The sequence below is a fragment of the Rhodanobacter sp. C03 genome (genome assembly GCF_002001175.1).
Taxonomy (GTDB): domain Bacteria; phylum Pseudomonadota; class Gammaproteobacteria; order Xanthomonadales; family Rhodanobacteraceae; genus Rhodanobacter.
This window is the reverse complement of the sequence record NZ_MUNT01000006.1, coordinates 631,100-645,863: the sequence shown is the minus strand read 5'-3', so window position 1 is coordinate 645,863 and position 14,764 is coordinate 631,100. Positions and strand designations below refer to the sequence as shown.

General features: G+C 63.5%; 10 protein-coding genes. 3 read left to right on the top strand and 7 right to left on the bottom strand.

All coding sequences use genetic code 11. From position 1 onward, the window contains the following. Window positions 1-12 precede the first annotated feature (12 nt). From B0E48_RS11095 to B0E48_RS11085, 3 genes are read right to left on the bottom strand one after another with little or no spacing between them, the layout of a single operon-like run. Window positions 13-1,611, bottom strand: a complete 1,599-nt coding sequence (locus B0E48_RS11095; protein ID WP_077518151.1) for a pseudouridine synthase — start codon at window positions 1,609-1,611, stop codon at window positions 13-15. Next, the gene (gene scpB, locus B0E48_RS11090) at window positions 1,608-2,480 is read right to left on the bottom strand and encodes an SMC-Scp complex subunit ScpB (RefSeq protein ID WP_077518150.1); all 873 of its coding nucleotides are present in this window, start codon (window positions 2,478-2,480) and stop codon (window positions 1,608-1,610) included. The genes B0E48_RS11095 and scpB overlap by 4 nt, the downstream gene beginning before the upstream one ends. Before the next feature lie 35 nt (window positions 2,481-2,515). Then, window positions 2,516-3,448 (bottom strand): ScpA family protein, encoded by a 933-nt coding sequence (locus tag B0E48_RS11085; RefSeq protein WP_077518149.1) that lies wholly within the window; start codon window positions 3,446-3,448, stop codon window positions 2,516-2,518. A 990-nt stretch (window positions 3,449-4,438) separates the two neighbouring features. Between B0E48_RS11085 and B0E48_RS11080 the strand changes: the two genes are divergently transcribed. After that, the gene (locus B0E48_RS11080) at window positions 4,439-4,807 is read left to right on the top strand and encodes a PilZ domain-containing protein (RefSeq protein ID WP_077518415.1); all 369 of its coding nucleotides are present in this window, start codon (window positions 4,439-4,441) and stop codon (window positions 4,805-4,807) included. Window positions 4,808-4,874: 67 nt separating this feature from the next. Here B0E48_RS11080 and B0E48_RS11075 read toward each other — a convergent pair whose 3' ends face one another. Further along, window positions 4,875-6,554: an AMP-binding protein gene (locus tag B0E48_RS11075; RefSeq protein ID WP_077518148.1), complete on the bottom strand. Its 1,680-nt coding sequence runs from the start codon at window positions 6,552-6,554 to the stop codon at window positions 4,875-4,877. A 139-nt stretch (window positions 6,555-6,693) separates the two neighbouring features. Between B0E48_RS11075 and B0E48_RS11070 the strand changes: the two genes are divergently transcribed. Beyond that, window positions 6,694-7,140, top strand: coding sequence for a hypothetical protein (locus B0E48_RS11070; RefSeq protein ID WP_077518147.1), 447 nt, complete (start codon window positions 6,694-6,696; stop codon window positions 7,138-7,140). Window positions 7,141-7,208: 68 nt separating this feature from the next. Here B0E48_RS11070 and acnA read toward each other — a convergent pair whose 3' ends face one another. Next, window positions 7,209-9,959, bottom strand: a complete 2,751-nt coding sequence (acnA, locus tag B0E48_RS11065; protein WP_077518146.1) for an aconitate hydratase AcnA — start codon at window positions 9,957-9,959, stop codon at window positions 7,209-7,211. A 255-nt stretch (window positions 9,960-10,214) separates the two neighbouring features. On the opposite strand from acnA, the gene B0E48_RS11060 reads away from it, so the two are divergent. Beyond that, entirely contained in the window at window positions 10,215-11,165 is a 951-nt protein-coding gene (locus tag B0E48_RS11060) for a LysR family transcriptional regulator (protein ID WP_077518145.1), read from the top strand. Between the two features lie 58 nt (window positions 11,166-11,223). On the opposite strand, the gene typA is transcribed toward B0E48_RS11060, so the two are convergent. Both typA and B0E48_RS18060 read right to left on the bottom strand, forming a co-directional pair. Continuing rightward, window positions 11,224-13,050 (bottom strand): translational GTPase TypA, encoded by a 1,827-nt coding sequence (typA, locus tag B0E48_RS11055; RefSeq protein ID WP_077518144.1) that lies wholly within the window; start codon window positions 13,048-13,050, stop codon window positions 11,224-11,226. Window positions 13,051-13,203: 153 nt separating this feature from the next. Continuing rightward, window positions 13,204-14,601 (bottom strand): GntP family permease, encoded by a 1,398-nt coding sequence (locus B0E48_RS18060; protein WP_077518143.1) that lies wholly within the window; start codon window positions 14,599-14,601, stop codon window positions 13,204-13,206. Between the last annotated feature and the right edge of the window lie 163 nt (window positions 14,602-14,764).

Below are 14,764 nucleotides of genomic sequence, written 5' to 3'. Positions count from 1 at the left end.
TCGAGCCGAGGCTCAGCGATTGCCCGAACGATTGCCGCCACGTCCATGTGGCCGGCCACCGGGTGCGCCACCGTGACCCTGGGGACGGGCACCACCACCTTGCGGGCGATTGCCACCTTGACCCTGTGGTCGGCCTTGGCCCTGCGGGCGATTGCCACCCTGGCCCTGCGGACGACCGCTGCCTTGCGGACGCGCGCCGCCCTGGCCCTGCGGACGTGCATTGCCGTGGGCCTGGTTGCCGTAGGACGAATTGCCGTGCGCCTGGTTGCCATGAGCCTGATTGCCCTGACCCTGCGGGCGACCAGCAGGTGCGCGATTGCCGCCGGTGCCGCGCGATTCGCCACCGAAGCCACTGTAGGGACTGCCTGCACCACGACCCTCACCACCGGTGCGCGCACCAAACGGCTTGCCACCACCGGCAGGGCGGCGATTACCAGGGGCGCCACCCGCGGCATTGCCGCGCGGCGCACCACCGGGACGACCGCCACCTTCACGACTTTCGCCGGCGAACCACGTACGCACCGACGGTAGCTCCTGACCCGGCGCCACGCGCCGACCCCGGCCGCCACCGGTACCGCGTTCGGGGCGGGCGAGATTGCCGTTGACTTCCTTGCCGTCGCGACGCGGTGGCTTGCGGCCACGCACGGGTTCCTCGCGGATGCGATCGTACGCGCGCAGTTCGCGTGCCTCGTCCTGACCGCCGGTCCAGGCTTTGCTGCTGCCGCTTTCGGGACGATATTCGGTGACGTTGCGGTTGGCGCGGCGCTGGTGCAGCACCGGGCTCAGCGTCAGCACCGGCTGCGGCGCACCGAGGCCGGTGGTCTGACGCAGCTGCTTGACCGCTTCCGCGTCGAGCGCTTCGCATTCGCCGCGACGCAGGTTGCGCGGCAGTTCGATCTTGCCGTAGCGGATGCGCTTGAGGCGGCTGACCAGGAAACCCTGCGAATCCCACAAACGACGCACTTCGCGGTTGCGACCCTCGCGGATCACCACACGGAACCAGCTGTGGCTGCCGCCGCGGCTGATCACGGCGATCTCGTCGAAACGGGCAGGGCCGTCGTCCAGTTCCACGCCCGCCTTCAGCTTTTCGATGATCTCGTCCGGCACCTCACCATGCACGCGGCACAGGTATTCGCGTTCGAGGCCGCTCTTCGGGTGCATCAGGCCATTGGCCAGTTCACCGTCGGTGGTCAGCAGCAACAAACCGGTGGTGTTGATGTCCAGGCGACCCACGGCGACCCAGCGCGCGCCCTTCAGGCGCGGCAGCTGTTCGAACACGGTGGGGCGACCTTCGGGGTCGTCGCGCGTGGTCAGCACGCCCTCGGGCTTGTGGTAGACCAGCACCTCGGTGTCGTCACGATTATCGGTGGCGACGACGAACTGCTTGCCGTCGAGCACCACGCGGTCACCGGCATGCACGCTGGCGCCGATCCCGGCCGGTGTGCCATTCAGTTCGACTTCGCCGGACTGGATGCGCTGTTCGAGCATGCGGCGCGAGCCGAGGCCGGCGTTGGCCAGCACCTTGTGCAGGCGCTCCTCGATCTGGGTGGCAGCGGCGTCGTTGCGCGGTTCGCGCTTCAGGGATAGAACGGATTTCTGCGGCGCAGTCATGCGCGGTACTCCTCGGTATCTTGCTCGGCGGCGTCGGCTTCGACGTCCGCGGCGGGGTTCGCTGCCTCATCGGCAGTGGTAGTCGGGTTCTCGGCGGATGGGCTCGGTTCGGAGCCATGTCCATCGGACTCGGGTGATGTGGCCGGCGCCAGAGCGTCGACCGTGATGGGGTGGTTGTCGTCGGCATCTGCGGTGTGCGCGGATGCATGTGACTGGTCATGTGCTTCGTCACCAGCGCGCGCGGCTTCCTTATCTTCCGAAGCCTCCTCGTCCGGATCGACTGACAAGTCGCGCACGATGCGGGCAGGGAAGGGTTCCGGCTCGAAGCGCAACTGCGGGTCTTCCATGTCGCGGATTTCCGACAGCGGCGGCAGCTGGTCCAGCGATTTCAGGTTGAAGTAGTCGAGAAACATGCGGGTGGTGCCGAACAGCGCCGGCTTGCCGGGCACGTCGCGGTAACCGACCACGCGGATCCACTCGCGCTCCTCCATCGTCTTGATGATGTTGGAGGACACCACCACGCCGCGGATCTGTTCGATCTCGGGGCGGGTGATCGGCTGGCGGTAGGCGATCAGCGCCAGTGTCTCCAGCAGTGCGCGCGAATAGCGGCTGGGTTTCTCGGTCCACATCCGCGAAATCCATGGATGCACGTCCTGGCGCACCTGGTAGCGGAAGCCGGAAGCCACTTCCTTCAGCTCGATGCCACGGCCGTTGCAGTCATCGGTCAGCGTTTCCAGTGCCTTGGCGATCTGCGCGTGACTGACTTCGTCAGTTTCGTTGAACAGATCACCCAGCTGATGAACCGTCATCGGCTGGCTGGAGGCCAGCAGGGCGGCCTCGATAATGGATTTGAGTTGCTCGATCTGCATGGCCTTGGGTCGGATGCCGATTCAGTAGGTGTTGTTCATGGGTTGGACGATTCGATCAACGCCGATTCGCCCGCTTGTGTATCGTCCGCCGGCAACTCGGCGGGTTCTTCGGAGTGGCTCGCTTTCGCCTTCACGTAAATCGGCGCCAGCGGTTCCTCCTGGACAATCTCGACCAGCATTTCCTTGGCCAGCTCCAGCATTGCAAGGAAGGTCACCACGATGCCGAGGCGTCCTTCGCTGATGTCGAACAGGCTTTCAAAACGATGGAAACTGTCGTCGTCCAGTCGGCTCAGCAGTTCGCCCATGCGCTGGCGCACGCTGAGTGCCTCGCGCTTGATCGCGTGATGGCCAAACAACTCGGCCCGATGCATCACGTCCTTCAGCGCCAGCAACATCTCGCTCAGCTCGAGCGGCGGCGGCAACTTGATCACGTTGCGTTCGCCTACTTCCGCATGCACCACCGCGGTGTCGCGTTCCAGCCGGGGCAGGGTTTCGATATCCTCGGCCGCCCGCTTGAACCGTTCATACTCCTGCAGGCGCCGCACCAGTTCGGCGCGGGGATCCTCTTCCAGCCCTTCCTCGGCCGGCGGCCGCGGCAGCAGCAGCCGCGACTTGATCTCGGCCAGGATCGCGGCCATCAGCAGGTATTCGGCGGCCAGTTCCAGCCGCATCACATCGCGCATCAGCTCGATGTAGGTCATGTACTGCCGGGTGATCTCGGCAACCGGGATATCCAGAATGTCCAGGTTCTGCCGGCGGATCAGGTACAGCAGCAGGTCCAGCGGTCCCTCGAACGCCTCCAGGATGACTTCGAGCGCGTCTGGCGGGATGTACAGATCCTGGGGCATCTGCAGCATCGGCTGGCCGCGCACGATCGCCAGCGGCATTTCCTGCTGTTGCGGTACCGACGCAAACGCACCTTGCGGTGCGGTGACCAGGCTCTCGGGCTCGACTGGCTCAGTGCTCATCAATGCATGTCGTTGGGCCGCCTTCAGCGGCTGGCAGTGCGTTCAACACGTTCGGAATCATTTCATGCATGGGTGTGACCATGAAATGTCCGTGCTCGGAATGCGGCGGTAAGGCGGCGTCCCAGGGTATTGCGGTCTTTCATATCTTCCGCCGAGGCGCGTCGGGCGCCATCGCTGCAACGGGCATGATGAAGCCACGCATCGGTGGTTCGGTCAGGCAGGTCGCTAACGATCACCGTGCGTCGATTCCGGGTTGTCAGCCACGGCAAAGGCGCAAGTCATAGTGGCGAACAACGACGCCACTGACTGTTTATCGATCGGTTCGAGAGCATCGGGTGGAAACCATAGGCTGCCGGAAGTGACTGGCGAGCGCTATTCATGGGACCACACGTGGCATAAAGAGTAGCGGCTAGCCGGCGACAAGTCCAGTTGGGCGCAGCGAGCCGTGATTTCCCTCAGGCAGCTGCGTCCTTCGTATTGCGCCGGCCAGCTTCATGGTCGTGTCTGTCGCAGGCACTACAGGCGATCTATGCTTGTCCGCTTGTCCGTCGCTTGCCGTTCGCTCTGCGCGTATCGTCGATGTGGGTCGGCATGTGACCTAATGCGTCGTTCTGCAGCATGGCGTTCGGTCTCATGGCGCCGGTTCGGCATGCGCAGGGGCATCCACGGCACCGGGTATGCCGGTCATGGCAGGATCAGGGTTTGCGCGAACCACCTGCGAGACGTACGGCGCAGCATGGATGGGTGTAGGACGATAATTGCCAGAACGCCTGGTCCAGGGCCGATCAGGCACGGGAATGCAGGGATTTATCGGTGTGTCGGTACCGGGTTGATGAACTGGCATGCTGATTGCTTGCACCATTGTAACCAGAGTAGTCAGCGTGTTCAGGACTCGATGGAATTACCGATTGGCGCACCAGAACAGTTTCAGGATGTGCGAAACGGTGTCCTCGGCAGAGAGGGGCTCAGGCGCAAATGAATGGTATGACGATGACGACTGACAAGAATGGACAAGGTGGCAACGGGCCGGAACAGTTGCGTCCGGCACGCATGCAGATCGCGACGACGGTATTGATGAGCCGCAACGGCGAGTCGCATCCCACCGAACTGGTCGATATCTCGGCAACTGGCGCCTTGCTGCGCCGTCCGCTCGGCTGGGCCGGTGAAGTGGGGCAGAGCTGGGTGCTCGACATGATCTTCGGCCACAATCTGCACATCCACCTCGAGGCGGCGGTCGCGCGCGTTTCCGATCATCACATCGGGTTTTCCTACAGCCGTATTCCCGAGGACAAGCAAGTCCCGTTGTGGAATCTGCTCGGCGGCTATGCGGACATCCTGGAATACTGGAAAGACAACTGAGCAAACGCCGTCATTGAATTGAAAACGCCCGCCTCAAGCGGGCGTTTTCAATTCCGGGGGAGCAATCTCAAGCCGAGGCTTTCTTCTCGTCGCGCAGTTCGCGACGAAGGATCTTGCCCACGTTGCTCTTCGGCAACGCGTCGCGGAATTCGATGAACTTGGGCCGCTTGTAGCCGGTGAGGTTCTCGCGACAGAACTGCCGGAGCGCCTCTTCGGTCAGGTTCGGATCCTTGCGCACCACGAACAGTTTCACCACTTCGCCGGAATGCTCGTCCGGTACGCCCACGGCCGCCACTTCGAGCACGCCGGGGTGCTGCATCACTGCGTCCTCGACCTCGTTCGGGTACACGTTGAAGCCGGACACCAGGATCATGTCCTTCTTGCGATCGACGATGTAGAAGTAGCCGTTGGCGTCCATCTTCGCGATGTCGCCGGTATGCAGCCAGCCATCGTCGCCGAGCACCTTGATGGTTTCGTCCGGCCGCTGCCAGTAACCCTTCATCACCTGCGGACCGCGCACCATCAGTTCGCCCACTTCACCGGTCGGCAGGGGCTGGCCTTCCTCCGACCAGATCGCCACATCGGTCGACGGCACCGGCAGGCCGATCGAGGCGTTGTATTCCTTGATGTCCAGCGGATTGATGCACACCGCCGGCGAAGTCTCGGTCAGCCCGTACGCTTCGGCCAAGGTGCAACCGGTGACTTTCTTCCAGCGGTCGGCCACCGCACGCTGCACGGCCATGCCGCCGCCCAGGGTCAGGTGCAGCTTCGAGAAATCCAGCTCGGCGAATCCGGGCGTGTTGAGCAGGCCGTTGAACAGCGTGTTGACGCCGGTCAGCGCGGTGAAGCCGGACTGCTTCAGTTCCTTGACGAAGCCGGGCATGTCGCGCGGATTGGTGATCAGCCAGTTGAGGCCACCCAGGCGAGTGAACACCAGTCCGTTCGCGCATAGAGAAAAGATGTGATACAGCGGCAGCGCGGTGATGATCACTTCTTCACCGGGCTTGGCATTTGTGCCAACCCAGGAGCCGGCCTGCAGCATGTTCGCGATCATGTTGCCGTGGGTCAGCATCGCACCCTTGGCCACACCGGTGGTGCCGCCGGTGTACTGCAGGAAGGCGATGTCGTCGTGGCCCAGGGTTACCGGTTGCAGCGGATGTGGTGCGCCGCGTGTCAGCGCCTGGCGGAAACGTACGGCCTGCGGCAGATCAAACGCCGGCACCATCTTCTTGACGTGCTTGAGCACGAAGTTGATCAGTACGCCCTTCGGACCCAGCAGGTCGCCGATGCCGGTCGTGATGATGTGCTGCACATGGGTTTCGGCGACGACCTGTTGCAGGGTGGCGGCGAAGTTATCCAGCACCACGATCGCCTTGGCGCCGGCGTCCTCCAGCTGATGCTTGAGTTCGCGCGCGGTATACATCGGATTGGTGTTGACCACGATCAAGCCGGCGCGCAGTGCACCGAACAGGGCAATCGGATACTGCAGCACGTTCGGCATCATGATCGCGATGCGATCGCCCTTGCCGAGCTTGAGTTCGCCAGTGAGATAGCCGGCGAACTGACGGCTCATCTCGTCGATCTGGCCATAGCTCAGCTTGTGGCCGAAATTTGCGAATGCCGGTCGTTCGCGAAAGTGCTTGAACGCTTCCTCGAACACCGCCGGAACCGAGGCATAGGTATTGACGTCAATCTGGCTGGGTACGCCTGCCGGGTAGTGATCCAGCCACGGACGTTCAATGCTCATGCTTGGGTTTCCCTGTGTGGATGACCGCTGATCGAGGATGGACTTGGGATGATGACGGCATCCATCATGGATCACTGCGTTGTTCATTTGAGCATACGCCCGCGTACAGCGGCAAGCCGCAATGCAGCGAGTGTGACCCATGATTCGACTCAGAAAAATCGCCTGTGTGTTGACCGCTTTCGCGCTATTCGCGTTGAGCTTGTCGGCCTGTCGACACACGCCGGACGAACAGCAGGTGCGCGAGGCGATTGCATCGATTGCGCAGGCGGCCGAAGTCGGTGCGGCAAGCGACGTGGGCGCACCGCTCAGCGAGGACTTCGACGGTAATGCCGGCGAGCTGGATCGGCGTGGGTTGACCAACATGGTCAGGCTCCTCGCGCTGCGCGACGAGCATATCGGCGTGACGATGGGTCCGGTGTCGATTGAGCATCGCGGCGAACGGATGGTGGCCACATTCAGCGTCACGCTGACCAGTGGTGGCAAGTTGCTGCCCGATCAGATGGGCCTGTTCCAGGTCGAATCGGCATGGCGCAAGGACGACGGCAAGTGGCGCTGTTATACGGCGAGCTGGAAGCATTCGATGTAGTTGCCGGCCCATAAAAAAATCGCCCCGGATCCGGGGCGATTTTTGTTGTCACCAGGCCACGCTGAAACTCAGGCGGCCTTCTTGCTGGCCAGCTGACGCAGTACGTACTGCAGGATGCCGCCGTGACGGAAGAACTCGCGCTCCTTCGGGGTCAGCAGCAACACCTTCACGGTGAACTCCTTCTTGCTGCCGTCCGCCGCCGTGGCGACCACCTTCGCTTCCTTCGACTCGCCGCCGTTGAGGCCGGTGATGTCGAAGGTCTCCTTGCCGGTCAGGCCCAGCGACTGCGCGTTCTGGCCGTCGAGGAACTGGCACGGCAGTACGCCCATGCCGACCAGGTTGGAGCGATGGATGCGCTCGAAGCTCTCGGCGATCACTGCCTTCACGCCCAGCAGCAGGGTGCCCTTGGCGGCCCAGTCACGTGAGGAACCGGTACCGTATTCCTTGCCGGCCAGCACCACCAACGGGGTCTTGCTCACCTTGTACTTCATCGCCGCGTCGTAGATCGCCAACTGCTCGCCGCTCGGCACGTGCAGCGTGTAGCCGCCTTCCACGCCGTCCAGCATCAGGTTCTTGATGCGGATGTTGGCGAAGGTGCCGCGCACCATCACGTCGTCGTTGCCGCGGCGCGAACCATAGGAGTTGAAATCCTTCGGATCGACACCCTTGGAGATCAGGAAGCGGCCCGCCGGGCTGTCCTTCTTGATCGAGCCGGCCGGCGAGATGTGGTCGGTGGTGATCGAGTCGCCGAACAGGCCGAGCACGCTGGCGCCGTGGATGTCCTCGATGGTGCCGGCTTCCTTGCTCATGCCGTCGAAGTAGGGCGGGTTCTTGATGTAGGTGGAATCGTCCCACTTGAACAGCGCGCCATCCGGCGAGGCGATCTGGTTCCAGCGGCTGTCGCCCTTGAACACGTCGGCGTAGTTCTTCTCGAACATGGCCGGATTGATCGCACCAGCAATCGTGTCGGAGATTTCCTGGTTGCTCGGCCAGATGTCCTTCAGATACACCGGCTGGCCGTCGCTGCCGGTGCCGAGCGCGTCCTTGGTCAGGTCGATGTCCAGCGTGCCGGCCAGTGCGTAGGCGACTACCAGCGGCGGCGAGGCCAGGTAGTTCATCTTCACTTCCGGATGCACGCGGCCTTCGAAGTTGCGGTTGCCGGAGAGCACCGAGGCCACGGCAAGGTCGCCTTCGGTGATGCCCTTGCTGATCTCGACCGGCAGCGGACCGGAGTTGCCGATGCAGGTGGTGCAGCCGTAGCCGACGATGTAGAAACCGATCTTCTCCAGCTCCTTCAGCAGGCCGGTCTTTTCGAGGTAGTCGCTGACCACCAGCGAACCCGGGCCGATCGAGGTCTTCACCCACGGCTTGGCCTTGAGGCCCTTGGCCACGGCCTTCTTCGCCAGCAGGCCGGCGCCCAGCATTACCGCCGGGTTGGAGGTATTGGTGCACGAGGTGATCGCGGCGATCACCACCGAGCCGTCACCGATCTTGAAGCTCTCGCCGTCCTTCTCCACGCGCACGCCATCGTTGGTGATGGCGTTGGCGGGATTGCCGATCGCGGTGGCGCCACCTTCGTTGGCGAAGCTGGCGTCGGCACCGTTCTTCGGCTTGCGGGTAGCGGTGAGCGGACCCACGGCGTCGTGAAAGCTCTTCTGCACGCCTTCCAGCAGTACGCGATCCTGCGGGCGCTTGGGGCCAGCCATCGACGGACGCACGTCGGCCAGATTCAGTTCCAGCGTGGTGGTGAACTCGGCATGCGGGGTGTTCGCGTCGTGCCACAGGCCCTGCGCCTTGGCATAGGCCTCGACCAGCTTGATGTGTTCGGCTGTACGGCCGGACAGGTGCATGTAGTTCAGTGCTTCCTGGTCGACCGGGAAGATGCCGCAGGTTGCGCCGTATTCCGGCGCCATGTTGGCGATCGTGGCGCGATCGGCCAGCGGCAGGTGGGCCAGGCCATCGCCGAAGAACTCGACGAACTTGCCGACCACACCGAGCTTGCGCAGCATCTGGGTGACAGTCAGCACCAGGTCAGTGGCGGTGACGCCTTCCGGCAGCTTGCCGGTCAGCTTGAAACCGACCACCTGCGGAATCAGCATGGAGGAGGGCTGGCCCAGCATCGCGGCCTCGGCTTCGATACCGCCCACGCCCCAGCCCAGCACGCCGATGCCGTTGATCATGGTGGTATGCGAGTCGGTGCCGAACACGGTGTCCGGATAGGCCCAGTTCTCGCCGTTCGCTTCATTGGTGAACACCACGCGGGCGAGGTGTTCCAGGTTCACCTGGTGCACGATGCCGGTGCGCGGCGGCACCACCTTGAAGTTGTTGAACGCCTTCTGGCCCCAGCGCAGGAAGGAGTAGCGCTCCTGGTTGCGATGGAACTCGATCTCGACGTTCTGCTCCAGCGCGCTGGCCGAGCCGTAGGCATCGACCTGCACCGAATGGTCGATGACCAGCTCGGCCGGAGCCAGCGGGTTGATCTGGTTGGCGTCGCCGCCCAGCTTCACCACCGCGTCACGCATCGCAGCCAGGTCGACCACGCACGGCACGCCGGTGAAGTCCTGCAGCACCACGCGGGCGGGCATGAAGGAGATCTCGGTATCCGGCTCGGCCTTGGCGTTCCAGTTCGCCACCGCCTCGATTTCCTTGGTGGTGACGTTGACGCCGTCCTCGTGCCGCAGCAGGTTTTCCAGCAGGATCTTCATCGAGTAAGGCAGGCGCTTCAGGTCGAAGCGCTGGCCCAGCTTGGCCAGGCTGGCGTAGCTGTAGCGCTTGCCGTTGGCTTCGAGCGTGTCGCGTACCGAGAATGAATCTTTCATGGGAGAACTCCTGGCTAAATCCTGCGGCTGGGATGGGGAGGCAACGTTGCGTGCTTGCCAGACCGGCAAAGACCGCAATTATCGCGCAAACACGGAGCAGTCGCTAACCGCTCAGCCGGTTTCCGCTACATGCGCGAGCCTTGTGGTGGCATCGGTTCGGGCAGGTAGACTGCGGCATGGGCTTGGGCGGTTACGGTGCTGGTTCGCCGCCTAGCATGGGCGCAGGGTCCGTTATGCACAAACGTATTTGATGACATGCAGCATTCGATGATTTCGATGGCCCTCGCCGCCGTCTCGCTACGCGATCTCGCGCTGGTGCAGGCGGTACATCGCCATGGCAGTTTCAACAGCGCGGCGCGCGCCATGCACATCAGCCCGTCGGGGCTGTCGCATCAGGTACAGAAGGTGGAACAGGCGCTCGGTGCACCACTGTTCGAGCGCGGTGGTCGCCGCATCGTTCCCACCGCCGGCGGCCAGCGGTTGTTGCAGCAGATCGATGCCGTGCTCGCCGCGGGCGAACACCTGCAGCAGGTCGCCCGTGCCGGTGCGGTCGCCTTCGGCGGCGAGTTGCGGCTCGGCGTGCCGGCGTCGCTGGGACCGTATCTGTTGCCGCATCTGATTGCGCCGTTCCCGCAGCATTTTCCGGGCGCACGGCTGGGTCTTTCCGAAGGCAAGCCACGCGGCCTGCTGCGTCGCCTGCACGAGGGCGAACTCGATGCGGTGCTGGCACCGCCGACGCCTGCGGTCAGCGGCATCGCCATGCGGCCGCTGTTCGCCGAGCCGTGGGAACTGATGCTGCGTGCCGATCATCCGCTGGCCGGCCAGAGCAGCATCGCGCTGGATCAGCTCGATCCGGCAGAGGCGACCTTGATGGCCGAGAGTCATGCCGATGGCCTCGGCAGTGACGGTGGCGAGCATGGCCATGTGCAGGATGTCAGTCTGGAAAGCCTCGCTGCGCTGGTCAGCTTGCGTGGTGGCTACGCGCTGGTGCCCGCGCTGGCGCACGAGCGGCTGGCCTCGATGCCGAACATCGTGCTGGCCAAACTGAAAGGGCAGGCGCTGGGCAGGGAGATCGCGCTGTACTGGCGTGATGCCTCGCCGTGGCATGACGATCTGCAGGCGTTCGCCGAGCTGTTGCGCAAGCTGGCACGGCAACGGCCGGGTCTGCGTGTGATGGGCGCGAAGACAAAAACTGCTGCACCATAACCACACAACAGAAGGCCGCCTTGCGGCGGCCTTCCGGTTCATCACATGAAGCGACAACTCAACCGCGCGAGGCGCGCTTGCGGTCGTTCTCGGTCAGGTGCTTCTTGCGCAGACGGATCTCTTTCGGGGTGATCTCGACCAATTCGTCGTCGTCGATGAAGTCCAGCGCCTGTTCCAGCGTGTACTTGATCGCCGGGGTCAGCTGGATCGCATCGTCCTTGCCCGAGGCGCGCATGTTGGTCAGCGGCTTGGGCTTGATCACGTTGACCGTGAGGTCGTTGTCCTTGGCGTGGATGCCGACCAGCTGACCCTCGTACACCGAGTCACCCTCGGCGGCGAACAGCTTGCCGCGATCCTGCAGCGGTCCCAGCGAGTAGGCCGGGGTGGTGCCGCCAGCGTTGGCGATCATCACGCCGTTGAGGCGCTTGGCGATCTGGCCATCTTCCTTCGGACCGTAGTGGTCGAACACGTGGAACAGCAGGCCCGAACCCTGGGTCAGGGTCTTGAACTGGTTCTGGAAGCCGATCAGGCCACGCGCCGGGATCAGGTACTCGAGGCGCACACGACCCTTGCCGTCCGACTCCATGTTCTTCAGCTGGCCCTTGCGGACGCCGAGGCGCTCCATCACCGGGCCCTGGTGGATTTCCTCGACGTCGACCACCAACTGCTCGAACGGCTCCATTTTCTGGCCGTCGATTTCCTTGATGATCACTTCCGCGCGCGATACGGCAAGCTCATAGCCTTCGCGGCGCATGTTCTCGATCAGCACCGACAGATGCAGTTCGCCGCGACCCGAGACGAGGAACTTGTCGGCGTCCGAACCCTGCTCGACCTTCAGTGCCACGTTGTGCACCTGCTCGCGGTCCAGACGGTCCTTCAGCTGACGGCTGGTGAGGAACTTGCCGCCGGAGAGATCCTTGTTGCCGGCGAACGGCGAGTTGTTCACCTGGAAGGTCATGCTGATCGTCGGCTCGTCCACGGTCAGTGGCGGCAGCGCTTCCGGGGTATCCAGCGCGCAGATCGTGTCGGAGATGGTCAGGTCCGCAATGCCCGAAATGGCGACGATGTCACCGGCTTCGGCGCTGTCCTGCTCGATGCGCTCGAGGCCCATGAAGCCGAGCACCTGCAGCACCTTGCCCTGACGCTTCTTGCCTTCGCGGTTGATCACGGCGACCGGCATGTTCTTCTTCAGCGTGCCGCGCTGGATGCGACCAATGCCGATGATGCCGACGAAGTTGTTGTAGTCGAGCTGGCTGATACGCATCTGGAACGGGCCGTCCGGATCCACATCCGGCATGGGCGTGTGCTCCATGATGGCCTGATACAGCGGGGTCATGTCGCCTTCGCGGACACTGTCGTCGAGACTGGCGTAGCCGTTCAGCGCCGAAGCGTAGACGATCGGAAAGTCCATCTGCTCGGAGGTGGCGCCCAGGCGATCGAACAGATCCCACACCTGGTCAACGACCCACTGCGGACGGGAGCCCGGACGGTCGACCTTGTTGATGACGACGATCGGCCTGAAGCCCATCGCGAATGCCTTCTGCGTCACGAAGCGCGTCTGCGGCATCGGGCCGTCCATCGCGTCGACCAGGATCAGCACGGTGTCGACCATCGACAGCACGCGCTCCACTTCGCCGCCGAAGTCCGCATGTCCCGGCGTGTCGACGATGTTGATGCGATTGTCCTGCCAGGTGATCGCGGTGTTCTTGGCCAGGATGGTGATGCCGCGTTCCTTTTCCTGGTCGTTCGAGTCCATCACGCGCTCGGCCAGCACGGTGCGCTCGTTGAGCGTGCCGGACTGCTTGAGCAGGCAATCGACGAGAGTGGTCTTGCCGTGATCGACGTGGGCGACGATGGCGATATTGCGCAGTTTTTCGATAGACATGGGATCGACTCGGGCGGCACTGGGGCCGTCACGCAGGATTCTTGAAGGGTGAATCGACCAATTATACGGACTTATGTGACAACTTGCCCGCAATTTCGATTATCCGTTCATCCATCTGCCGGTCCGGCACATCCCCATAGCCCTGCCGCCTGATCACACCATGCCGGTGAGGTAGTAGGTGGCAATCACCACCAGCACGGCCAGCGTCTTGATCACGGTGATCGCGAAAATGTCCTTGTAGGACTGCCGATGGGTTAGTCCGGTCACCGCCAGCAGGGTGATCACGGCACCGTTGTGCGGCAGGGTGTCCATGCCGCCGGAGGCCATCGCGGCCACCCGGTGCATTACCTCCAGCGGAATGCCGGCCGCATGCGCATTGGCGATGAAGGTATCGGCCATCGCCGCCAGCGCGATACCCATGCCACCGGAGGCCGAGCCGGTGATGCCGGCCAGCGCGGTCACGGTGACCGCCTCGTTCACCAGCGGGTTCGGAATCGTGTGCAGTGCATCGGCCACCAGCTTGAAGCCGGGCAGGGCGGCGATCACCGCGCCGAAGCCGTATTCGGAGGCCGTATTCATTGAGGCGAGCAGCGCGCCACCGACAGCCACCTTGCTGCCATCGGCAAACTGCCGGATCACCGGCTTCCAGGCAAACGCCAGCACGCACAGGATGCCGACCAGCAGCGCCCCTTCCACCGCCCAGATCGCCGCGATCTTCGATACTTCCTGCACCACTGGTTTGGCCTCGCCGACCACACTGGGCAGGAACGACTGGGTTGCGCCGTAGACGCGCGGAATGAGATCGGTGAACAGCTTGTTGCAGACACCAACCAGCACCAGCGGCAGCAGCGCGACCAGCGGGTGGGCGAGCTTGGCGTACTTGAACGGCGCCGGTTCGTTGAGCAGGTTGTCGCCATAGCCTTCGCCCGCAGCGGCGGCCTTGCGCCGGCGTGATTCCAGATACGCCAGACCCACGATCAGGATGAACACCGCGCCGATCGTGCCCAGCCACGGCGCCGCCCACGCATTGGTGCCGAAGAACGCGGTGGGGATGATGTTCTGGATCTGCGGCGTGCCCGGCAGCGAATCCATGGTGAAGGTGAACGCACCCAGCGCGATGGTGCCGGGAATCAACCGTTTCGGGATATTGCTGGCGCGGAACAGTTCGGCGGCAAACGGATACACCGCGAACACCACCACGAACAGCGATACGCCACCGTAGGTGAGCAGCGCACACACCAGCACGATCGACAGGATCGCGCGGCTGCGTCCGACCAGGCCGATCGTGGCAGCCACGATCGCCTTCGAGAAGCCGGACAGCTCGATCAGCTTGCCGAACACCGCGCCTAGCATGAACACCGGAAAGTACAGCTTGAGGAAGCCGACCATCTTGTCCATGAACAGGCCGGTGAACATCGGTGCGACCAATGCCGGCTCGGTCAGCAGCACCGCACCGAGCGCGGCGATCGGCGCGAATAGGATCACGCTGTAGCCGCGGTACGCCGCGAACATCAGGAAACACAGCGCGGCCAGCACGATCAGGAATGCCATCCTTGCGGATCCTCGGGAGACAAGGTCGGAGTCGACGAGGGCCGAGTATCGGCGCGTGCCGGCCGCGCGGGCACTGTACGAAGGTACAAGTGTCGTGACGCTGCCGGCTGCCTACTCTCCATCGCATCAGCATCCATCGTCGATGGTTGCGTCAACAGCGAGG

What these genes read in the sequence shown, in the direction of transcription:
- B0E48_RS11095 (WP_077518151.1), bottom strand. Translation starts at nt 1,611, where the DNA reads ATGACTGCGCCGCAGAAATCCGTTCTATCCCTGAAGCGCGAACCGCGC.
- scpB (WP_077518150.1), bottom strand. Translation starts at nt 2,480, where the DNA reads ATGCAGATCGAGCAACTCAAATCCATTATCGAGGCCGCCCTGCTGGCC.
- B0E48_RS11085 (WP_077518149.1), bottom strand. Translation starts at nt 3,448, where the DNA reads ATGAGCACTGAGCCAGTCGAGCCCGAGAGCCTGGTCACCGCACCGCAA.
- B0E48_RS11080 (WP_077518415.1), top strand. Translation starts at nt 4,439, where the DNA reads ATGACGACTGACAAGAATGGACAAGGTGGCAACGGGCCGGAACAGTTG.
- B0E48_RS11075 (WP_077518148.1), bottom strand. Translation starts at nt 6,554, where the DNA reads ATGAGCATTGAACGTCCGTGGCTGGATCACTACCCGGCAGGCGTACCC.
- B0E48_RS11070 (WP_077518147.1), top strand. Translation starts at nt 6,694, where the DNA reads ATGATTCGACTCAGAAAAATCGCCTGTGTGTTGACCGCTTTCGCGCTA.
- acnA (WP_077518146.1), bottom strand. Translation starts at nt 9,959, where the DNA reads ATGAAAGATTCATTCTCGGTACGCGACACGCTCGAAGCCAACGGCAAG.
- B0E48_RS11060 (WP_077518145.1), top strand. Translation starts at nt 10,215, where the DNA reads ATGCAGCATTCGATGATTTCGATGGCCCTCGCCGCCGTCTCGCTACGC.
- typA (WP_077518144.1), bottom strand. Translation starts at nt 13,050, where the DNA reads ATGTCTATCGAAAAACTGCGCAATATCGCCATCGTCGCCCACGTCGAT.
- B0E48_RS18060 (WP_077518143.1), bottom strand. Translation starts at nt 14,601, where the DNA reads ATGGCATTCCTGATCGTGCTGGCCGCGCTGTGTTTCCTGATGTTCGCG.